Source organism: Psychrobacter sp. ANT206 (genome assembly GCF_056880555.1).
In genome coordinates this window covers 2,804,702-2,824,714 of the sequence record NZ_CP096271.1, presented here as the reverse complement: position 1 = coordinate 2,824,714, position 20,013 = coordinate 2,804,702, and the positions used below count along the sequence as shown (strand labels likewise).

The following is a 20,013-nucleotide window of genomic DNA, read 5'->3' as shown; positions in this document are numbered from 1 at the left end:
ATGAGGATACATCCATGGATCCAGTATTAGGTGGTTACACAGTTATCGCAGTAGCACTACTTATCGGTTTAGGTGCACTAGGTACAGGTATTGGTTTTGCTATTCTAGGTGGTAAATTCCTAGAAGGCGTTGCACGTCAGCCAGAACTTGGTTCACAGTTGCAAACTCGTATGTTCATCGTAGCAGGTCTTCTTGATGCTATTCCGATGATCGGTGTTGGTATTGCTATGCTATTGTTGTTCGCTAACCCTCTAGCAGGTTAATCAGAAAGCTCAGTTGTAAATGTTTGGTAGTCAAAGTTTGTATCTTAACCATAGCCAAAGTTTGGCTATCAAATATGATCAATGAAACTGATTTTTCATTAACAAAGAGGTGATCACGTGAATATCAATTCTACCCTCATCGGTCAAGCCATTGCTTTTGCAATCTTTGTGATGTTCTGCATGAAATTCGTGTGGCCACCACTTATCGGCGCAATTAATGACCGTCAGCGTAAAATTGCTGAAGGCTTAAATGCCGCAGAAAAAGCAAAAGCAGATTTGGCGACCGCGGAGCGAGATGTACAGCAGGAGCTTGATCTTGCAAAGACTAAAGCTGCTGCTCTGATCGAGCAAGCAAATAAAAGCGCCAATCAACTTGTTGAAGATGCAAAATCGCAAGCCCAAGTGGAAGGCGAGCGCATTCGTCAACAAGCGCAAGCCTCTATCGACCAAGAAATCAATCAAGCACGTGAATCATTACGTGCCCAAGTTGCTGAATTGGCGGTACTTGGTGCAGAAAAGATTTTGCAAGACAAAGTCGATGTGCAAAAACATGCCAGCATGTTAGACCAACTGGCGGCGAAGCTGTAATTGTGAGGATATAATGGCTGACTTATCAACCTTAGCACGACCGTACGCTAAAGCCGCGTTTGACTATGCCAATGAAAACGGGGCAGTAAATGAGTGGGAAGACTTCTTATTTGTTGCCGCCACCGTTGTCAATGACAAGTCGTTCAGTACTTGGCTAGACAATCCAGCTGTTTCTGCTGAGCATAAGTCAGCTGCTTTGGTCGATCTTTATGATACGCAAGTAGCTAGCGCTAATGATTCTGCTTTTAAGCAGTTGTTAGATGCAAATAAAGGGGTTCGCCCTGACAGCAACGCCAGCTATCCAAAAGTATCAGTAGCATTTAGTAACTTCGTTAAACAGTTATCAGAACAAGAGCGTCTGGCGCTGCTTCCTGAAGTTTATGAGCATTATCGCCGTCACAAGGCAGTAAGCTTAAAGCAGCTTGACGCTTATGTGACCTCTGCTTATCCATTAACCGATGATCAGCGTGATATGCTACAAGCACGTCTTGCTGCTTCGCTAAATGCTAGCGTAGTGATTCATGAATCGGTGGATGCCAGTCTTTTGGCAGGCGTTACGATCAAAGTCGGTGACAAAGTCATCGATGATTCGATGCGCGGCAAGTTACAACAGTTAAAAACACAGCTAACGGCCTAATGCCAATCATTAACGTAGCTTAAGTAAGCATGCGTGATATAAGAGCATTTACGTCAGTGGCGGGTTATCATAAATTAAAGGAAACAAGGCAATGCAACAATTGAATCCAGCGGAAATCAGTAACCTGATTAAGCAGCGCATTCAAGACCTTGATGCGGGTGCAACTGCAAAGAATGAAGGCACGATTGTCAAAGTATCTGACGGTATCGTGCAGATTCATGGTCTTGAAGATGCCATGTACGGCGAAATGATTGAGTTTGAAGGTGAAGTCTACGGAATGGCGCTCAACTTAGAGCGTGATTCTGTTGGCGCAGTAGTACTGGGTGACTTCCTAAAACTACAAGAAGGTCAAAAAGCCTATTGTACTGGTCGTATCCTTGAAGTTCCGGTAGGTCCTGAGTTGCTAGGCCGTGTTGTTGATGCTTTAGGTAACCCTATTGATGGCAAAGGTCCTATTAATGCCAAAATGACTGACAAAGTTGAGAAGATCGCCCCAGGCGTTATCGATCGTCAGTCAGTTGATCAGCCAGTAATGACAGGTTATAAGTCTGTTGATACCATGATTCCAATCGGTCGTGGTCAGCGTGAGCTTATCATTGGTGATCGTCAGACGGGTAAAACCGCGATGGCTATCGATGCGATCATTGCACAGAAATCATCTGGTATTAAATGTGTCTATGTTGCAATCGGTCAGAAACGTTCTACCATTGCCAACGTCGTACGTAAGCTTGAGCAAACTGGTGCCCTTGAATATACTACTGTTGTAGTAGCGTCAGCATCAGAGCCAGCAGCACTACAATATATCGCACCGTACTCAGGTTGTACGATGGGTGAATACTTCCGTGACCGCGGTGAAGATGCACTGATTGTATTTGATGACTTATCAAAGCAAGCAGTAGCGTATCGTCAAATCTCACTACTATTACGTCGTCCGCCAGGTCGTGAAGCGTATCCTGGTGATGTATTCTATTTACACTCACGCTTACTTGAGCGTGCATCACGCGTAAACGCGGCGTATGTAGAAAAATTCACCAATGGTGAAGTGGTTGGTAAAACAGGTTCTTTAACTGCGCTACCTATCATTGAAACCCAAGCAGGTGACGTATCTGCATTTGTACCGACTAACGTGATTTCAATCACTGATGGTCAGATTTTCTTAGAGTCAAGCCTATTCAACTCAGGTATCCGTCCGGCTGTGAACGCTGGTATTTCGGTATCACGTGTTGGTGGTGCGGCTCAGACTAAGATTATTAAGAAACTGTCTGGTGGTATCCGTACCGCACTGGCTCAGTATCGTGAACTTGCAGCATTCGCTCAGTTTGCATCAGATCTTGATGATGTGACTCGTGAACAGCTTGACCACGGTGAGCGTGTGACTGAATTGATGAAGCAAAAGCAATATCAGCCTATGTCAATCTCTGAGCAAGCCGCTGTTATCTATGCGTCAAACGAAGGTTTCTTAGCAGACGTACCAGTTGAAAAAATTGGTTCTTTTGAAGAAGCTTACTTACGCTACATGCATGATGAGCAAGCTGACTTAATGAAAGAGATTGATGACACTGCGAATTATAACGATGATATCGCAGGTCGTTTAAAATCGTCTTTAGAGACTTTTAAACAAAATCACAGTTATTAATTTAACGGGTTAAGCCAGTTTTGTTGTGGCTTTAGTGTTAGAGCTTATGGAGTGGCGCGTTGTCTGATAAGCTTTTTATTAAGACAGCAGCGCCACTTTAGTCACAACTCATGGTATATGGTTGCGTCATGCCACAAGATATTAAAACATTTAAACAATGATGCAATGCTAAATTGTACATTGTTAATGAGAATACCGTTTTATATTGAAATATTGTTGCATGCGCCAATGCTTTTTTAACCCTCTTATATTGGAATCATTATGGCAAACTTAAAAGAAATACGTGCCAAAGTCACCAGTATTCAAAGCACCCAGAAAATTACTCGCGCTATGCAAATGGTAGCCGCCAGTAAAATGCGCCGTGCCCAAGAGCGCATGGAAGTGGGTCGCCCGTATGCTGATAGTATGCGCCGGGTTATTTCGCATTTGGTGCATGCCTCATCCGATTATAAACATCCGTATATGGTAAGCCGTCCAGTCAATAGAGTTGGCTATATTGTCATCACATCTGACCGTGGTCTAGCGGGTGGTTTGAATATCAACTTATTCAAAGCCTTATCTAAGAATATCCAGAAATACCAAGAGCAGTCTGTACAAGCTGAATTTGCTGTCATTGGCGCTAAAGGTGTCAGCTTCTTTAAAAGCTTTGGTGGTAAAGTCACCTCAGCCGTAACTGATTATGGTGATAAACCTACTTTTGAGCAGATAAATGCGCCAGTTCAAGCAATGCTTGATGATTATACAAACGGTAAAATAGATCGCATTTACGTGGTTTATAATAAGTTTGTCAATGCAATGACCCAAAAGCCAACGGTCAATCAGTTGGTGCCTTTACCAGAGAGTGCGTTTGGTGAAGAAGAGAGCGGCATTCAGACTGAACTTAGTTGGGATTATATCTACGAGCCTGATATCAAAACATTGATTGATGAATTGCTTGGACGTTACATTGAGTCTATCGTCTATCAAGCGGTAATGGAAAACATTGCCTCTGAGCAGTCCTCACGTATGGTTGCGATGAAAGCGGCGACAGATAATGCTGGCGACCTAATTAACGATTTACAGTTGGTTTATAACAAGCTGCGTCAAGCGGCGATTACCCGAGAAATATCGGAAATCGTTGGCGGTGCTGCTGCTGTTTCATAATTGAAACCCTTTATAAAACCCAATATATACAGAATTTCCAGGAGAACGCAATGAGTAGCGGTCGTATTGTACAGATTATTGGCGCGGTTCTTGACGTTGAGTTCAACCGTAACGAAGTACCTAAGATTTTTGATGCTTTGCTAGTTGATGGCACCGAAACGACTTTAGAAGTACAGCAACAGCTGGGTGATGGCATCGTACGTACGATTGCTATGGGTTCTACTGAAGGACTCAAGCGTAACCTTCCAGTTACCAATACTGGTGGCCCAATTTCTGTGCCAGTTGGTATCGGTACGCTAGGTCGCATCATGGATGTTCTTGGTCGTCCTATCGATGAAGAAGGCCCAGTACAAGCAGATGAGCGTTGGTCAATTCACCGTGAAGCGCCAAGCTATGCAGAACAATCAAACAGTACTGAGCTGTTAGAAACTGGTATTAAAGTAATCGATTTACTTTGCCCGTTTGCTAAAGGTGGTAAAGTTGGTCTGTTTGGTGGTGCTGGTGTTGGTAAAACTGTCAACATGATGGAATTAATCAATAACATCGCGCTTAAGCATGAAGGTTTGTCAGTATTTGCGGGTGTTGGTGAGCGTACGCGTGAAGGTAACGATTTCTATCACGAAATGCAAGAAGCTGGCGTTGTAAACACTGAAGACTTTAGCAAATCTAAAGTTGCGATGGTATACGGTCAGATGAATGAGCCACCGGGTAACCGTCTACGTGTTGCACTGTCTGGTTTGACCATGGCTGAATACTTCCGTGATACGAAAGATCCTGCTACTGGCAAAGGTCGTGACGTATTGTTGTTTGTTGATAACATCTACCGTTATACACTAGCCGGTACTGAAGTATCAGCACTGCTAGGTCGTATGCCATCAGCGGTTGGTTATCAGCCAACACTTGCTGAAGAGATGGGTATGCTGCAAGAGCGTATTACTTCTACGCAATCAGGCTCTATTACTTCTGTACAAGCGGTATATGTCCCTGCAGATGATTTGACCGATCCATCACCAGCAACGACGTTTGCTCACTTGGATGCAACTGTGGTACTAAGCCGTGATATCGCTTCACAAGGTATCTACCCTGCAGTTGATCCACTAGATTCAACGTCACGTCAGCTTGATCCATTGGTTATCGGTGAAGAGCATTACAACGTTGCTCGTGGTGTTCAGGAAGTTCTACAGCGCTATAAAGAACTAAAAGACATCATCGCGATTTTGGGTATGGATGAGTTATCAGAAGAAGATAAACTGGTTGTTTATCGCGCTCGTAAAATTCAGCGCTTCTTATCACAGCCATTCCATGTCGCTGAAGTCTTCACTGGCGCACCTGGTAAATATGTACCACTACGCGATACCATTGCGAGCTTCAAAGCAATTATCGCAGGTGAGTATGACAGCTTACCAGAGCAAGCCTTCTATATGGCTGGCGGTATCGACGAAGTCGTTGCTAAAGCTGAAAAAATGAAGTCTTCTGCTGCGTAAGTAGTATTAGTATTCGCTAAAAAGTAGGTGTAATATAAACTTTATATCTACTATTTAGTAACGTGTTGCGTTTTTGATCGCGCTTTGATAGTAAGGAATTAAGTATGGCAACGTTACAATGTCGCGTCGTAAGTGCTCGTGAAGAGTTGTATTCAGGCGAAATTAGCATGTTAATAGCTAGTGGTACCGAAGGCGAGATTGGTATATTGCCAGGTCACACTCCGCTTATTACTTTGCTAAAGCCAGGTGCAATGCGCGTACAAACGCCAAATGGCGAAGAAGAAGTGATTTACGTCTCAGGTGGTGTACTAGAAGTACAGCCAAAAATGGTCACCGTACTTGCTGATACTGCCATGCGTGCGCACAATCTTGACGAAAGTAAAATCGTTGAAGCACGTAAGAAAGCGGAGCAAATGCTGGTCAACCAGTCTGATACCGTACAAACTAATGCTGCCTTGGCGTCATTGGCGGAATCTGTTGCCCAGCTACAGACCATCCGTAAGTACAAAAACCGTGCTTAATATTTTTTGTTTGTAAGAGTAAATATTTACTCTTGTAAGCAATAATAAAAAAACAGTCCTTTATGGGCTGTTTTTTTATGGCTGTTGGTTTTATTGGATAGTGATGGTTTTTAGCTTTTAGCCAAAAAGCTACTAGCAACAACGGCAATATATGGTTATATTAAGGGTTGGAAAATAGTTTGCTAACTTATAGAGTTGAGCTGTTTTATGCGCTTTACTTAGTGATCAGGCTTATGATTGAAAGCTTTACACATAGCGGAACGGTTATGAGTAAATAAAGTTATTTGACGCTTTTTGAATATGATAAACGGTATGATTTTTGCACGTAAAATAAAGTTTTAATGGTCGTAGTTTATAGATTTTGTTAACGACTATAAGCTATAGTATAAGAAGCTGCAGGATTAATAGTATACTGTGCTGCCAAGTTTGTAACAGCTATATAAACAGCAGTTGCACTATTTTGTAGTGCTATTCATTTTACTGCTCTTATTTTGACTACTTTTAAATGAGATGTATTAGAGGATATAACAATGACAACGAATGATGATGACAACACCCCCCGAATTTTGATTGTTGAGGACGATGAGCGTCTGGCCATGTTGACCCAAGATTATTTGGTCAAAAACGGTCTAGAAGTGGCGATTGAAACGGATGGTAATCGCGCCATTCGTCGTATTGTCAGTGAGCAGCCAGATTTGGTTGTACTTGATGTCATGCTTCCAGGTAGCGATGGCTTGACAGTCTGTCGTGAAGTACGTCCACATTACCAAAACCCTATCTTAATGCTGACGGCTCGTACTGAAGATATGGATCAAGTATTGGGTCTTGAGATGGGCGCCGATGATTATGTTGCTAAGCCTGCTCAGCCACGTGTTTTATTAGCGCGTATTCGTGCGTTATTGCGCCGTTCAGAAAACGCCCCGTCAGAAGATGTGCCACAGCGTCTAGAGTTTGGTGAATTGGTTATCGATAATGGTGGTCGTTCAGTGAATCTAGGTGATGAGTTAGTAGATTTCACCAGTGCAGAATATGATCTACTATGGTTGCTTGCTTCTAATGCTGGACGTATCTTGTCACGTGAAGATATCTTTGAGCGTCTACGTGGTATTGAGTATGATGGTCAAGATCGCTCTATTGACGTCCGTATCTCACGCATTCGTCCAAAAATCGGTGATGATCCAGAAAACCCAAAACGTATCAAAACCGTACGTAGTAAAGGCTATCTGTTCGTAAAAGAAGGCAACTAATCGCCGACTTTTGCTATAAGTCTTGATTGTTCCTCGTTATGCAATAAGAAACCAGCGTAAAGCTGGTTTTTTAGGGTTTAAATATTAAGTTTTTAACCTTAATTGCTGCGTTATGTGGTTTAATTAAGCAATAATTTTATGTACCAGTTTAATTATCATTAAATATATATCACAGCAAATATTATCCTATAGTGGTTATAATAGGTATTATTCTATTGATAACGCTTATTCATCAGGTTGGTCACGGCACGTATGTCATTAGTCTCTTCTCTTAAACACAGTATTTTTGTTCGTATTTATGCAGGGCTATTGATAGTCTGCTTGTGTGTGGCACTATTTGCCCAGCTATTGATGGATACCATCAATAAAGAGCGCGTCCAATCTTATCGTGAAAATATGGCGACAGGGGCGTTTCATATCGTGAGTGAGGGGTTGGCTCACCAAGAAAACGAGGCGCAACGTGATTATTGGTTGTCTGATGCCAGTAGTTTGTTTGGCTCAGAATTTAAGATTGTGTCTATCGATGAGGTGGATTTTAATGCCAGCGAGCTGCGCCGTTTTGAGAAAGAAAACACGGTCGTACGCTATATCAGTCAACTGACCACTGCCGATGTCTATTATCGCCTACCAGACAATCAAGGTGTTTTGACTGCGCGTATCTCACAAGTGACTGAACAGCAAGTCAGAGCTATCGCCGTATTTTTGCTAGATGATTTGTCCTATTATATTACTTTGTCTGATAAACGTGCACGTTTGGCACAGTTAGAAGAAAAGTTTTCATTCCCTTTAGCATTTAAAGCGGTAGCGGCGCTCGATTTGGATCCTGATCAGATGGCGCGCTTGCGCCGTGATGAGGTGGTTATCTTATTGCAAGATACCAATACCAGTAAAAGTAACTCATCTATCAAAGTCATTGTGCCGTCTGAAATTAGTGATATGGCAATTTTGATCGGTCCAGTACCTTTATTTAATTGGTTCCCATTAAACTTGATCGTCAGTATGATTTTGATCAGTATGTTTTTAATTAGTTTGGGTGTGTATGCACTGATTTTCCCGCTTGAGCGCAAGTTACAACTGATACAGGTCGGGGTAAATGAGGTCAGTAAAGGCAATCTTGAAAGTCAAGTACAGGTGATTGGTCAAGATGAAATCGCCCGTTTAGCTGCAACCTTTAATGCCATGACTTCTCATATTAAGCGTTTGATTGAGTCGCAGCGAGAGCTAACGCGAGCGGTGTCACATGAGCTACGTACGCCTGTTGCACGTATTCGCTTTGCTGTTGATATGCTGGCAGATACTGATGATGAAGACTCGCGTTTTATGCAACGTGACTTTATTGATGAAGATATCGAAGCGCTTAATGGCTTGATTGATGAAATTCTCACCTATGCGAAACTTGAAGAAGGCTCGCCCAAGTTGGATTTGGAACCAGTCAATCTTCGAGAACTGCTTGAGCAGATTGAGCGTGAAACCAATGCCTTGGGTAAACCGATTAAAATTGTCACTAAACTGCCAAATGCTAAAGTAGAAGCAATAGCAGATAGACGCTACTTACATCGCGTGATTCAGAATTTGGCTGGTAATGCTCTGCGTTATGCAGAGACTACGATTATCATTAGTGCTGGGGTCAAAAAGGGCAATGCCTTTGTCAGCGTTGAAGATGATGGTCACGGTATTCCAGAAGCAGATCGCGAAAAGGTCTTTATTCCATTCTCCCGCTTAGACGATAGTCGGACGCGTGCCTCAGGTGGCTACGGTTTGGGCTTGTCTATCGTATCACGCATTGCTTTTTGGTTTAATGGTCGTATGAAGGTTGATGAGAGCCGAGATCTTGGTGGCGCGCGGTTTGTGATGACATGGCCTATCAAGCCACTGACACAAATTCTAGCAGCCGATGAATTAACCCAAGATAAGAGTGAGCGTGAGTTTGATGCATAAGCATCGTTAATATACTTTTGAAATAAAACAGTGCTGTTAAGATAACTTTTATAAAGGTATAAAAATGCCTATCGAAATACTATTTCACTTGTAGCTATGTTATTTCTAACTGATCATAAATGACGCTAACAAGTTATTTATTGCTGTTATTTAGTCTTTAATGGAGGAGGGCAACGGATGCCGTATTTATTTGGGGGTTTGGTGGTATTAAATGCTGTGACACTAGGATATTATTTATTCTTACAGCAGCCGAGTACTACTCAGACGCTAAAGGTAGCGCAGGATGAGATTACCCAGCCTTTAGCGTTCACTAACAGTGCTGAGTATATTCCACCGGCTATCGGCAACAAGTAATAAGTTTTATAACCGTTGAAGTTTTTATATCTAAAGAAAAATAACAAAAAAAGCAACGATAGCCAGTCGTTGCTTTTTTAATATGATTGATTGGCACTATTATAATCAGTTCAATATAAAAGTGATTAAGCGAGAAAAATTCGTCCCAGTCTCGCCCCATAAAATCACGTATCTATTTTATTTAGTATCAACTTTCTCAATAAATGACTTTGTAGCGGGATTGACATCCAAAGGCTGCTCTCCGGCAACTTCTGAGATGAGAGGGATGCGAATACAGACTTGCAGACCACCATCTGGATGATTAATAGCCTCAACTGTTCCATGATGCAAGCGCGCGATACGATCAACAATCGCCAAGCCGAGTCCACTACCCTGAGTGGTACGCGCTGATTCGCCACGCTCAAACGGCTGCATGACACGCTCGAGTTGGTCTTCTGCCACCCCATCGCCGCAGTCTCGCACACATATAATCAATTGCTCTTTTGCTTCTTTATTGACTGTATTTTCGGTCACGACATCGCTGTATTCTATCACCTCTTTTTCTACAAAGGTTGGCATGACAACAGCAGACAGATAAATAGGCGGTTCACCATAACGCTTGGCATTATTCACCAGATTGATAATCAGACGCTTAATCGACATAGGACGTACGGGCACAAGCTTGCTGCATTCTGACTGATAAATAAACTCTAGTGGCGCAAATTGCACCATAATCTCATTAAATATGGTATCTAAATTGGTAAGGCGTACAGGCTCATCGGAGCCATCTTTCATAAATGAGATAAATTGCTCTAAAATAGCATCCATATCTTCGATATCGTAAATCAATCCTTCACGAAAAAAATCATCGGGCAGCATTTCAGCAGTTAAGCGCATACGAGTCAGCGGGGTACGCAAATCGTGTGAGATGCCGGCTAACATTATCGTGCGCTCTTTTTGCGCTTGGTTGAGAGTAGTAAACAGACGGTTAAAAGCCATATTTACTTGGCGAATCTCGGTAGGACCATGACGGGTCGGTAGCGTTGTTGCATGACCCAACTGAATATAGTTGGTAGCAGCACGTTGAAGATAACGTAGAGGACGATTTAATTGACGGGCTAATAAAATAATTGTCAACAGTGTCAAAATAGGTAGCCCAAACAAAAACAAGATCAATAAAGTAGGGCTGTACTGCGAATAATAGACCACAGGTTCGCGTATCCAAAAACTGCTATCACGACTGTCTTGTACCCAAAGCTGAGGGGTTGGTTTAAATTTAAAATATACTTCAACTGGTCGCCCCAATTGTGCGCTGATTTCTCGCTGTAACACATCCGTAAAAACACTGACAAAAGCTTTGTCCGCAACCTCTGGAAAGTCACTTGGGTTATCCACCACTACTACATGTGAGTGCTGATAAATCCACTGACGGACTTCAGGGTTGTCCCGCCAGTCTCGATTGGCGCTGTTCATCAGCCGAAGCTCGCTGGTCAAATAGCGCGCATGGCTTTTGAGCTCGGGTAAATATAGACTGCGCCAAAAAAACAAAATTGATACCCCGACGCTAATGATAACAATAAAAGCCACCATTAGAGTGGTTAGCAAACTATTAGAGTAAGAGCGGGGTAACCAGCTTTTATGAGGCAATGGTGGGTTTGGCGTGGTCATAGGAATCCAAATTATAATGAGGCAGTGACAGATGCTATTGCTAGGATAGCATAACCCATTAATAACGCTGCCAGCTTTCATCGACAACGCTGGCAATATCATCCGCTTAAGATAAAGGCATATGATAGAGGAGTATCCATCATATTAGCAGCGTGAATGATGAATCTTATTTACAGCCATAACGATTTAAGCTATTGTTAATAAATAATTAAATAAGCACAGTTTATGTTTTCAATAAAATAAGACTGTGGTATAATTATGCCCTTTTTGGTATACCTGCGAAAGAGAGAATTCACATGGTTGTTATTCGTTTAGCACGGGGCGGTGCCAAGAAACGCCCATTTTATCAAGTAGTTGTTGCTGATCAACGCCGCGCGCGTGACGGTCGCTATATTGAAAACATCGGCTTTTTTAACCCACTCGCTAAAGATTCTGAAGAAGCAGTGCGCTTGAACATGGAAGCGTATAATGCGTGGGTCGCAAAAGGTGCACAACCTTCTGATCGCGTTGCTTCATTAGCAAAAGCTTATAATAAGTCTGCTGCTCAAACTGAAGCTACTGCTTAAGTTTTGGCTGCAATAGACTGATAGTGCATTTATGCATCCATCAGTTGGCTTAAGAATACCTAGCGTAACTGGTCTAACCAGGGTACGCCATTAACTGTTTATCGCTTTTGACGACGTTTATCGTTTTTAATGGCTTTTTATTTATCATCGCTGTTTTTATCATTGTTAGGTTAGCCGTTATGTCGTCTGCTCCAAACGCTAGTGCCCTTATGAAAATTGGTCAGCTCAAAAAGCCTTATGGCATCAAAGGTTGGCTTTGGGTCTTTAGTGAAACAGACGATCGTACGGCGATATTTAATATCAAGCCTTGGTGGATGAAAACTGCTACCGGTATGAAACCTTTGACAGTAAAGGCTTGGCGTGAGCAAGGCACAGGAATTGTGGCTCAGTTTGAGCAGATTCCTGATCGCAATGTTGCTGAGACCATGAATGGGGTAACTCTTTGGGTCGAGCAAGACATCTTGCCAGAACCTGCTGAGGATGAATACTATTGGTCGGATTTGGTCAGCCTGCGCGTAATGAACGAGCAGGATGAATATCTAGGCGATATTACTGAGATGTTTGAAACTGGCGCCCACGCTATTATGCGGGTTGCGGCAACTTCAGACAGCTTGGATAAAGAAGAGCGTCTGATTCCATGGCACAAGCAAACTGTAGTGAAAGTCGATCTGACTGAAAAGACAGTGCTAGTGGCATGGCCAAGTGATTATTAATACAAGCTTTAGTGGTATAAGCTTTAACTTTATCACTTAAGATTGTTAATAGTAATACCGATTTATTTAGCCAATATTAGCCACTGCGCAAGTAGACATCTGATGTATTTTGCCGTTATTAGTATTTTTCCTGAAATGTTTGCCATGATTCGTGAGTTTGGAATCACAGGTCGGGCAGTCACTCAGAAGCAAGTAACGATTGAATGCATCAACCCGCGTGATTTTACCAGTGATAATTATCGCCGTATTGATGAACGTCCGTATGGTGGCGGTCCTGGCATGGTGATGATGGCTGAGCCATTATCCCAAGCGATTGAGGATGCGCGCCTACGAGCAAGTCAGCATGGCTGCCGTGTCGACAAAGTGCACTGTCCGGTGATTTATATGTCGCCACAAGGGCAGACGCTAAGTGAGAGTAGTGTGGTCGATATGACCGAGTATGACGGCATGATTATATTATGCGGTCGTTACGAAGGCATTGATGAGCGCTTACTGTCGCAGTATGTCGATAGGGAAATATCACTTGGTGATTACGTGCTGACCGGTGGTGAGCTACCGGCAATGGTGCTAATGGATAGTGTGATACGTCGTCTACCGGATATTATGGGTGATGATAAGTCAGCTGAGCAAGACTCGTTTGTTGATGGCTTGCTTGATTGTCCACATTATACTAAGCCGCATGAGTTTGCGGGTATGGCAGTGCCTGAAGTGTTACTTTCAGGTCACCATGCCAATATCGCGAAGTGGCGCTTTAGTCAGCAAGTCGAACGTACGCAAGCGCGTCGTCCAGACTTATGGCAGGCGTTTACGCCAACGGTAGAGCAAGCAAAGTGGTTAAAGGCATTAGCAAAAGCTGATAAAAAATAGCGGTTAAAAAGATAAGCAGTTAAGTAATAAAATTTTGAGCAATAACAAAACGAGTCATAGCATAATGGCCGTTTGTCATAACCTACTTACGTTGTGTCTTATTAAAAAGAGATATAATTAATTATTACAAACAGGTGATATGCGTCAAGCCTCTATTATCTAATGTGAGGAGATAACTCTCATGAGCAACAAGCATCCATTGGTTCAGGTCATCGAAAATGCTCAATTGATTGAGCGCCCAAGCTTTGCACCCGGCGATACCGTTGTGGTTCAAGTAAAAGTACGTGAAGGTGAGCGTGAGCGTTTACAGGCTTTTGAAGGCGTTGTAATTGCTAAGCGTAACCGCGGTTTAAACTCAGCGTTTACCGTACGTAAAATCTCAAGTGGCGTTGGTGTTGAGCGTGCATTCCAATTGCATTCACCAATCATCGATAGCATTGAAGTGAAACGCCGTGGCGCTGTTCGCCGTGCGAAACTATACTACTTACGTGAACGCTCTGGTAAATCAGCACGTATCCGCGAGAAGCTTGCTCCGCGTGCGCCTAAAGTTGTTAAGGCAAAAACTGATGCTCGCGTTCCTGATGCAGTTGAAACTGCACCTGGTATTTAAGCAAAAGTTTGCCATCTTTAGTGAGCTGTATGGTATACAGTTGACTAGAGTAAGGCGATAGTAGATACAAACCCTTATTCATAGGTTTATCATATAAATAAGCGGGTCATACCAAAAAAGACAAAACCCCAATCTGTGCGAATGCCAGATTGGGGTTTTTGTTTCTGTCGCTTTAAATCACAAACTTAAATTAAGGCCTTAAACGTTGCCTTTAATCATCGAGATTTTCAATACGGCTGTTTTGGTCTTTAGATTTGCTGTACTTACGCAAGCGTATGTATAGCGTCTTGGTGACGATAGCGATGGTCTTTTGCTGATCGTCCACGATATCTACTTGGTATTCACGAAATACGGGCTCACCGTCTTTTGCTAACGCTTGAATGGCTTTAATTTCACTGCTAGGGATTTTCATGCGGGCAGTGACTTTGCTATTGCCTGGCGCGATAAATTCAATATGTGAGCTTTTATCCCAAACGACGTAACTGCTGCCCAGTTGATGCATGAGCATGAGCATATAAAATGGATCAACCATTGAATATAAGCTGCCGCCAAACTGTGTCCCTACAATGTTCTTATTTAGACTATTTAATCCCATATTGACCACACATAAACCTTGGTCAAGGTTTATGTGCTCAATCTTGATGCCGGCACCGATATAAGGTGCATAAGTGTTGATACGTAGCTTGAGCAGATAAGGCGTGAGCAATGGCATAATATTTTTTTTAGCGTTACGTTTTAGCGTCTCAAGATTTTTGGGTAGTAAACTCATAAACTTATCCTAGGGTACTTCTTGATTTTTAGACTGCTATTATTCAATCGTTATGGGTAAAAAGGTATTTATCATAGTGAAAAATTTATAAAGGCGCTAGAGCTAAAGCGTAACTTCATTCACATCTTAGCGCTTTGTTTTTGTCTATGCGTGATTGTTGATGGTTTATGTACCATAACGCATTATTAATTATAAGAACCATCATCATAATGACTACAATCTACTATTTTATTAGCAACTAAGTAGTTAATAAGTTTGTATTTATTTTAAAAGGAAACTTTATGTTATTAATAGCTGCTATATTTATAGTATATTCGAATCGTTATACATTCGCGTTCTAAAGTCTCATGACATACAATGACTGCATTTTTTCTTCAGTGGCTTAACACTTATCGCCAGAGTAGTAAGTGAATAAGCAGTCACTAAAACGTCGGTCGACACAAGGAAATGTGATGAGTAACACGCAGCTTCCCCCTTTAGATGCCAATCCGCAGCAGCCAACCCCTTCTGATAATGATGTTCAAAGTAGTTATGTAGAATTACATAAGCCCTATTCAAGTTTTAAAAATCGTGATGCCTATCTCAATCATGAACTGCAAATCATGCAGCCGAAACGCTGGCGGCCTAATTTGCCGTTCCGTGATTATCGTTTTGAGTACGAAGATACCATTCCAGCAATGGCTGCGACCATTGGTAAAGTCGTGATGGTGGGCGCTATTGCGGCGACCTTTGCAGGGCCACTCGGTTTGGGTGATGCTTTTATCTTAGAAAACGTCCGTTATGAGTTATTGATTGTTTCGTTTTTTGTCATTTTATTCTCAGGATTTCTACTACCGACCGCCAACCTTGCGGGTACTCATGGGCCTTTAATTCCGCTTATTCCTATTGTTGTCGCAGCTGGTGGTCACCCGATGGCCTTTGGTCTGCTCATCGGTGCCTTTGGATTATTATTGGCAATCAGTAAAGGGGGCAGTTTACTAGCAAATTTGACCAGTAAAGGCGTGTGCGGTGGTTTGCTGCTCTACTTGGGCTTTATTGGTACGATATCACAAGTTAAAAACTTGTTTGCATGGGCAGAGGGCATTGGCATGGCGCATATTGCTTTTGTGGTGATTTTGCTGACGATTATCTTGTATGCTGTGTTAGAAAATTTTCAAAAGCGCTGGCTGGCTGTGCCGCTGAGCTGTTTGTTAGGTGGTGGCGTGGCGTTCGCTATGGGCGCACCTTTTGCCTTTAAAACCGCACCCGGTCTACCGCATATGAGCCCTATGTATTGGTGGGGCGAAAATACTGGTTGGATGTTAGGACTGCCGACGGTTGAGAGCTTTATCGTGGTATTACCTTTTGCGGTATTAGCAGTGGCGATGTGGTCGCCAGATTTTTTAGGTCATCAGGTCTTCCAGAAAATCAGCTATCCCAAACGTACTGAACGTGTACTGATGGATATTGATGATACGATGACCAGTGCATCGTTTCGTCAGGTCGTAGGTTCTGTGCTCGGTGGGGCGAACTTTGCGTCGTCATGGGGTACGTATATCGTACCTGCAGCAATTGCCAAACGTCCCATTCCAGCTGGTGCGATTTTGACAGGACTATTCTGCCTTATTGCAGGTGTTTGGGGTTATCCTATGGACTTGGCAATCTGGGAGCCGGTGATGTGTGTGGCGCTGATTGTTGGGGTATTCATTCCATTGCTTGAAGCTGGGATGGAAATGACGCGTGAGGGTAAAACTACTCAGTCTGCTGCTATTGTGGTTTTTGCGTCCGCACTAGTTAACCCTGCCTTCGGTTGGTCTATTACTTTGGTACTTGATAATTTAGGATTAATTGGCTCTAAAGAGCGTAGTGCCAGTCTGACCAAAATGAGCCGCTGGATTATTCCTGTCGTCACCTTTGTGATACTGACTGGAGTCATGGCTATCGTCGGTATGTTGCCAGGTATCCCAGCACTATTACCAAATTTCCGTCACTAGTCGCACTGTAGGGTTGTTTTTCTGCAAAAAGTCAGCCTTGGTGCTGGCTTTTTTTATGGTTGTTGCTAAGCTGATAAGGGTTATTGTAAAACCCATGCCATCGCCCCATAAACATCTGTATATCAGTATCTTGAGAGCAATAAATTCTATGGTCAATGTCTCAGAATCGAGTCCTATCGATGACAAGAAAGCCCGTCTTAAACATTTAATCCAGCGCCTGCCAAACTTGCCGGGAGTGTATAAAATGCTGGGTAAAAATGGTGATATTTTATATGTCGGCAAAGCTAAATCACTCAAGAGCCGTGTGAACAGCTATTTTGCGAAAACCATTGATCATCCTAAGACACGAGCACTGGTGGCACGGATACATAATATTGAAACCATCATTACCCGCAGTGAGACAGAAGCGCTGTTACTTGAGCAAAATCTGATTAAAGAATATCGTCCGCCTTATAACGTGCTACTGCGTGATGATAAGTCTTATCTTTATGTGTTTATTTCAGCAGATAAGCCCTATCCGAGATTGGCTTATGGTCGCGGTAAAGGCAATCACCAAAAGGGTCGCTTTTTCGGTCCTTTTCCTTCTGCGCATGCGGCCAAAGAAACACTGGTGCTCATGCAAAAAATGTTTCAAATGCGCCAATGTACCAATACCTTTTTTAAGCAACGTAAGCGTCCGTGTCTTGAATACCAAATTAAGCGTTGCCGTGCGCCATGTGTGGGCTTAGTATCGCCAGAAGAATATAGCGAGGACGTCAATAATACTATTCGTTTCTTAAAAGGTGACTCTAGTGATATCCATACTGCTTTGATTGAAAAAATGGAAGCTTCTGCTGAAGAGCTAGACTTTGAAAAGGCAGTTTTTTATCGCGATCAGCTGTCTATGCTGCGTGAAGTACAAGCCAAGCAAGCCGTTTATACAGTGCAGGGTGAGGCAGATGTGATTGCTATTGCCAGTCAAGCAGGCATGACCTGTGTCAACGTATTGACGGTACGCGGTGGGCGAGTGCTTGGCGGTAAGAACTATTTCCCTGATGTGGATAGCAGTGAGCCTCTTGCAGACAATTTATCAGCGTTTATTACCTCATTTTATTTTCAGGTGACAGATGATTTGCCAGCAGAGATTATATTGAGCGATGAATTACCAGATCAGCTAGCAGTGAGTGAGGCGTTGGCAACACACTTTGGTAGTAAGGTCGTTATCAAAACCAGCGTACGTGAGCACCGTGCTGAATGGTTAGACTTAGCAAAACTTAATACCAATAATGCACTAAAAACCAAACTTGGCGATTATTTAGAGTTACATGCACGCTTTGGGGCGTTAAAAGATGTTTTGACTGAAGTCACGGATCGTACCATTGACCGTATCGAGTGTTTTGATATCTCGCATACGATGGGCGAGGCGACGATTGGTAGCTGTGTGGTCTTTGATCAAGGTGGCTCGCGTCGTCGTGATTATCGTCAGTATGCTATCCATGACATTGTCGGTGGTGATGACTATGCAGCGATGAAGCAGGTGCTCACGCGGCGTTATAAGAAGCAGCCATTGCCGGATTTATTGCTTATCGATGGTGGTAAAGGGCAGCTCGGTATAGCCAAAGAAGTGCTGACTGAGTTGGGTATCCTTGGTGATACTTTGCTTATCAGTGTGGCAAAAGGTGAGGGGCGTAAGGCTGGACTTGAAGTTCTGCACTTTATTGACCATGAGCCGCTTGATTTGCCTATGGATAGTAAGGCGCTGCATTTATTGATGCATATCCGCGATGAAGCGCATCGTTTTGCGATTACAGCGCACCGTAAGAAGCGCGATAAGCGTCGTTCATCGTCGGTGCTAGAAGTGATTCCGGGGCTGGGTGAAAAGCGCCGTCGTGACTTGCTCAATCACTTTGGCGGCATGCAGCAATTGCTTGGCGCATCCCAACAAGAGCTGTCTGGAGTGCAAGGTATTGGTCCGGTATTAGCGAAAACCGTTTATAAGGTTTTGCATGAGTAGCTGTATATATTAAAAAAACGACAACAGAACCAAATCTGTTGTCGTTTTAACGTTAGTAATGTTTAGCAGATTGAAATATTTAATCGCTAAAAATTAAAACTTAACTGCTGGTTTGGATAGCTACGACAGTGTTCGCAAACGCGCTCCCAACGATTAAATCGATAGCGTAAATACCAACGAACATACACAGCTTTAGGATAACCGCATTGAATAGCCATTAGTGACCTCTATAATTATGATTAGGAATTCATAACCATGGAGACCAGACATAGACACTTATTAGCATTTGCTATAAAATATATAAACCCTACCAAGGTAAATAAACTTTATTTGTATGGTAACAAGGGAGCCTAGCTCCACAGTTGTCGTATTTAAAAGTTTTTTGAGCTCAGCAATTAATTTTGCTGAGCTTTTTTAATTTTCCATAATTGGTTTCTCCTTTTAAGTAGTACGTTATAAGAATTAAATGAGATTAGGCTTTTATTTTATAAGTCACAAATCTAAAATCTAATTCACTTTTTTCATCATGCATCTGCTCAGATTCTTCCGCAACTTCAAACTCACTTGGCAGCTCAGGATAAAAGGCATCGCCATCAACGATTTCAGTGTCAACGTGAGTCAGTTCGATACGGTCGGTGTACAGCAATGCATCGCTAAACACGCGCTCGCCACCAATTACCCAAATCGTATCAAGATGCGCACCATGCGCTAGGCTTGCTGCTTGGGTTAAGGCATCGTCTAAATTATGCATTACATAAGCTTTTTCACTACCTACCAAGCCCCTTTGCTCAGCATAATCTATCTGGCTACTAATAATAAAGCTCACACGTTTAGGTAACGGCTTGCTGCCCATTGACTCAAATGTCTTGCGACCCATAATCACGATACCCTGTATCGCACCGTCATTTGGTTTAGTCGTCATATTTTTAAAATGCTGCAAATCGGCTGAGATATGCCACGGTAGCTCATTGTCTTTACCAATACAGCGATTGCTACTGATAGCCGCGATTTGGGCAACTTCGGTGTTGGCATAACTCATAAATTATCCTTTGCTAATGTTTAAA

19 protein-coding genes are annotated in these 20,013 nt (G+C 42.8%); 16 read left to right on the top strand and 3 right to left on the bottom strand.

The annotated features are described in order from the left end of the window. The first annotated feature begins 14 nt into the window (after positions 1–14). The 10 genes from atpE (at position 15) to M0221_RS11720 (ending at position 9,811) form a co-directional block, all read left to right on the top strand. Complete coding sequence (atpE, locus tag M0221_RS11765; protein WP_010197960.1) at positions 15–263, top strand: F0F1 ATP synthase subunit C; 249 nt, start codon at positions 15–17, stop codon at positions 261–263. Between the two features lie 117 nt (positions 264–380). Continuing rightward, positions 381–851: a F0F1 ATP synthase subunit B gene (locus M0221_RS11760; RefSeq protein ID WP_011514637.1), complete on the top strand. Its 471-nt coding sequence runs from the start codon at positions 381–383 to the stop codon at positions 849–851. 13 nt (positions 852–864) lie between these two features. Continuing rightward, positions 865–1,488 carry a F0F1 ATP synthase subunit delta gene (locus tag M0221_RS11755; protein WP_020444434.1) on the top strand — a complete coding sequence of 208 codons (624 nt, stop codon included), beginning with the start codon at positions 865–867 and terminating at the stop codon, positions 1,486–1,488. A 91-nt stretch (positions 1,489–1,579) separates the two neighbouring features. After that, complete coding sequence (atpA, locus tag M0221_RS11750; RefSeq protein ID WP_011514635.1) at positions 1,580–3,124, top strand: F0F1 ATP synthase subunit alpha; 1,545 nt, start codon at positions 1,580–1,582, stop codon at positions 3,122–3,124. 261 nt (positions 3,125–3,385) lie between these two features. Continuing rightward, positions 3,386–4,267 (top strand): F0F1 ATP synthase subunit gamma, encoded by an 882-nt coding sequence (gene atpG, locus M0221_RS11745; RefSeq protein ID WP_011514634.1) that lies wholly within the window; start codon positions 3,386–3,388, stop codon positions 4,265–4,267. Between the two features lie 50 nt (positions 4,268–4,317). Continuing rightward, complete coding sequence (atpD, locus tag M0221_RS11740; RefSeq protein WP_011514633.1) at positions 4,318–5,751, top strand: F0F1 ATP synthase subunit beta; 1,434 nt, start codon at positions 4,318–4,320, stop codon at positions 5,749–5,751. 104 nt (positions 5,752–5,855) lie between these two features. Beyond that, the gene (locus M0221_RS11735; RefSeq protein ID WP_149493092.1) at positions 5,856–6,272 is read left to right on the top strand and encodes a F0F1 ATP synthase subunit epsilon; all 417 of its coding nucleotides are present in this window, start codon (positions 5,856–5,858) and stop codon (positions 6,270–6,272) included. Positions 6,273–6,802: 530 nt separating this feature from the next. Then, complete coding sequence (locus M0221_RS11730) at positions 6,803–7,519, top strand: response regulator (protein WP_011514631.1); 717 nt, start codon at positions 6,803–6,805, stop codon at positions 7,517–7,519. Between the two features lie 252 nt (positions 7,520–7,771). Further along, positions 7,772–9,457 (top strand): ATP-binding protein, encoded by a 1,686-nt coding sequence (locus M0221_RS11725; RefSeq protein ID WP_133104948.1) that lies wholly within the window; start codon positions 7,772–7,774, stop codon positions 9,455–9,457. Between the two features lie 177 nt (positions 9,458–9,634). Next, positions 9,635–9,811 carry a hypothetical protein gene (locus M0221_RS11720; protein ID WP_181210644.1) on the top strand — a complete coding sequence of 59 codons (177 nt, stop codon included), beginning with the start codon at positions 9,635–9,637 and terminating at the stop codon, positions 9,809–9,811. A gap of 177 nt (positions 9,812–9,988) precedes the next feature. Here M0221_RS11720 and M0221_RS11715 read toward each other — a convergent pair whose 3' ends face one another. After that, positions 9,989–11,458, bottom strand: coding sequence for an ATP-binding protein (locus M0221_RS11715; RefSeq protein ID WP_483283895.1), 1,470 nt, complete (start codon positions 11,456–11,458; stop codon positions 9,989–9,991). Positions 11,459–11,754: 296 nt separating this feature from the next. On the opposite strand from M0221_RS11715, the gene rpsP reads away from it, so the two are divergent. The 4 genes from rpsP to rplS all read left to right on the top strand — a co-directional run bounded on the left by rpsP (position 11,755) and on the right by rplS (position 14,214). After that, the gene (gene rpsP, locus M0221_RS11710) at positions 11,755–12,024 is read left to right on the top strand and encodes a 30S ribosomal protein S16 (protein WP_011281274.1); all 270 of its coding nucleotides are present in this window, start codon (positions 11,755–11,757) and stop codon (positions 12,022–12,024) included. Positions 12,025–12,203: 179 nt separating this feature from the next. Then, positions 12,204–12,737 carry a ribosome maturation factor RimM gene (rimM, locus tag M0221_RS11705; protein ID WP_483283894.1) on the top strand — a complete coding sequence of 178 codons (534 nt, stop codon included), beginning with the start codon at positions 12,204–12,206 and terminating at the stop codon, positions 12,735–12,737. A gap of 102 nt (positions 12,738–12,839) precedes the next feature. Continuing rightward, positions 12,840–13,604 (top strand): tRNA (guanosine(37)-N1)-methyltransferase TrmD, encoded by a 765-nt coding sequence (gene trmD, locus M0221_RS11700; RefSeq protein ID WP_483283893.1) that lies wholly within the window; start codon positions 12,840–12,842, stop codon positions 13,602–13,604. A gap of 181 nt (positions 13,605–13,785) precedes the next feature. Beyond that, positions 13,786–14,214, top strand: coding sequence for a 50S ribosomal protein L19 (gene rplS, locus M0221_RS11695; protein WP_011514626.1), 429 nt, complete (start codon positions 13,786–13,788; stop codon positions 14,212–14,214). Between the two features lie 211 nt (positions 14,215–14,425). Here the strand turns inward: rplS and M0221_RS11690 are convergent, their stop codons facing one another. Continuing rightward, the gene (locus M0221_RS11690) at positions 14,426–14,983 is read right to left on the bottom strand and encodes a DUF4442 domain-containing protein (RefSeq protein ID WP_201531892.1); all 558 of its coding nucleotides are present in this window, start codon (positions 14,981–14,983) and stop codon (positions 14,426–14,428) included. Between the two features lie 452 nt (positions 14,984–15,435). On the opposite strand from M0221_RS11690, the gene M0221_RS11685 reads away from it, so the two are divergent. Then, complete coding sequence (locus M0221_RS11685) at positions 15,436–16,956, top strand: DUF3360 family protein (protein WP_483283892.1); 1,521 nt, start codon at positions 15,436–15,438, stop codon at positions 16,954–16,956. A 148-nt stretch (positions 16,957–17,104) separates the two neighbouring features. Further along, positions 17,105–18,949 carry an excinuclease ABC subunit UvrC gene (gene uvrC / locus M0221_RS11680; protein WP_483284788.1) on the top strand — a complete coding sequence of 615 codons (1,845 nt, stop codon included), beginning with the start codon at positions 17,105–17,107 and terminating at the stop codon, positions 18,947–18,949. A 472-nt stretch (positions 18,950–19,421) separates the two neighbouring features. On the opposite strand, the gene M0221_RS11675 is transcribed toward uvrC, so the two are convergent. Further along, a complete protein-coding gene (locus M0221_RS11675) occupies positions 19,422–19,988 on the bottom strand; it encodes a dihydrofolate reductase (RefSeq protein ID WP_483283891.1) in 567 nt (188 codons plus the stop codon). Between the last annotated feature and the right edge of the window lie 25 nt (positions 19,989–20,013).

Bases quoted from the DNA above. Each gene is read 5' to 3' on its own strand.
- atpE (WP_010197960.1), top strand. From the start codon at position 15: ATGGATCCAGTATTAGGTGGTTACACAGTTATCGCAGTAGCACTACTT.
- M0221_RS11755 (WP_020444434.1), top strand. From the start codon at position 865: ATGGCTGACTTATCAACCTTAGCACGACCGTACGCTAAAGCCGCGTTT.
- atpA (WP_011514635.1), top strand. From the start codon at position 1,580: ATGCAACAATTGAATCCAGCGGAAATCAGTAACCTGATTAAGCAGCGC.
- atpG (WP_011514634.1), top strand. From the start codon at position 3,386: ATGGCAAACTTAAAAGAAATACGTGCCAAAGTCACCAGTATTCAAAGC.
- atpD (WP_011514633.1), top strand. From the start codon at position 4,318: ATGAGTAGCGGTCGTATTGTACAGATTATTGGCGCGGTTCTTGACGTT.
- M0221_RS11735 (WP_149493092.1), top strand. From the start codon at position 5,856: ATGGCAACGTTACAATGTCGCGTCGTAAGTGCTCGTGAAGAGTTGTAT.
- M0221_RS11730 (WP_011514631.1), top strand. From the start codon at position 6,803: ATGACAACGAATGATGATGACAACACCCCCCGAATTTTGATTGTTGAG.
- M0221_RS11725 (WP_133104948.1), top strand. From the start codon at position 7,772: ATGTCATTAGTCTCTTCTCTTAAACACAGTATTTTTGTTCGTATTTAT.
- M0221_RS11720 (WP_181210644.1), top strand. From the start codon at position 9,635: ATGCCGTATTTATTTGGGGGTTTGGTGGTATTAAATGCTGTGACACTA.
- M0221_RS11715 (WP_483283895.1), bottom strand. From the start codon at position 11,458: ATGACCACGCCAAACCCACCATTGCCTCATAAAAGCTGGTTACCCCGC.
- rpsP (WP_011281274.1), top strand. From the start codon at position 11,755: ATGGTTGTTATTCGTTTAGCACGGGGCGGTGCCAAGAAACGCCCATTT.
- rimM (WP_483283894.1), top strand. From the start codon at position 12,204: ATGTCGTCTGCTCCAAACGCTAGTGCCCTTATGAAAATTGGTCAGCTC.
- trmD (WP_483283893.1), top strand. From the start codon at position 12,840: ATGTATTTTGCCGTTATTAGTATTTTTCCTGAAATGTTTGCCATGATT.
- rplS (WP_011514626.1), top strand. From the start codon at position 13,786: ATGAGCAACAAGCATCCATTGGTTCAGGTCATCGAAAATGCTCAATTG.
- M0221_RS11690 (WP_201531892.1), bottom strand. From the start codon at position 14,983: ATGAGTTTACTACCCAAAAATCTTGAGACGCTAAAACGTAACGCTAAA.
- M0221_RS11685 (WP_483283892.1), top strand. From the start codon at position 15,436: ATGAGTAACACGCAGCTTCCCCCTTTAGATGCCAATCCGCAGCAGCCA.
- uvrC (WP_483284788.1), top strand. From the start codon at position 17,105: ATGGTCAATGTCTCAGAATCGAGTCCTATCGATGACAAGAAAGCCCGT.
- M0221_RS11675 (WP_483283891.1), bottom strand. From the start codon at position 19,988: ATGAGTTATGCCAACACCGAAGTTGCCCAAATCGCGGCTATCAGTAGC.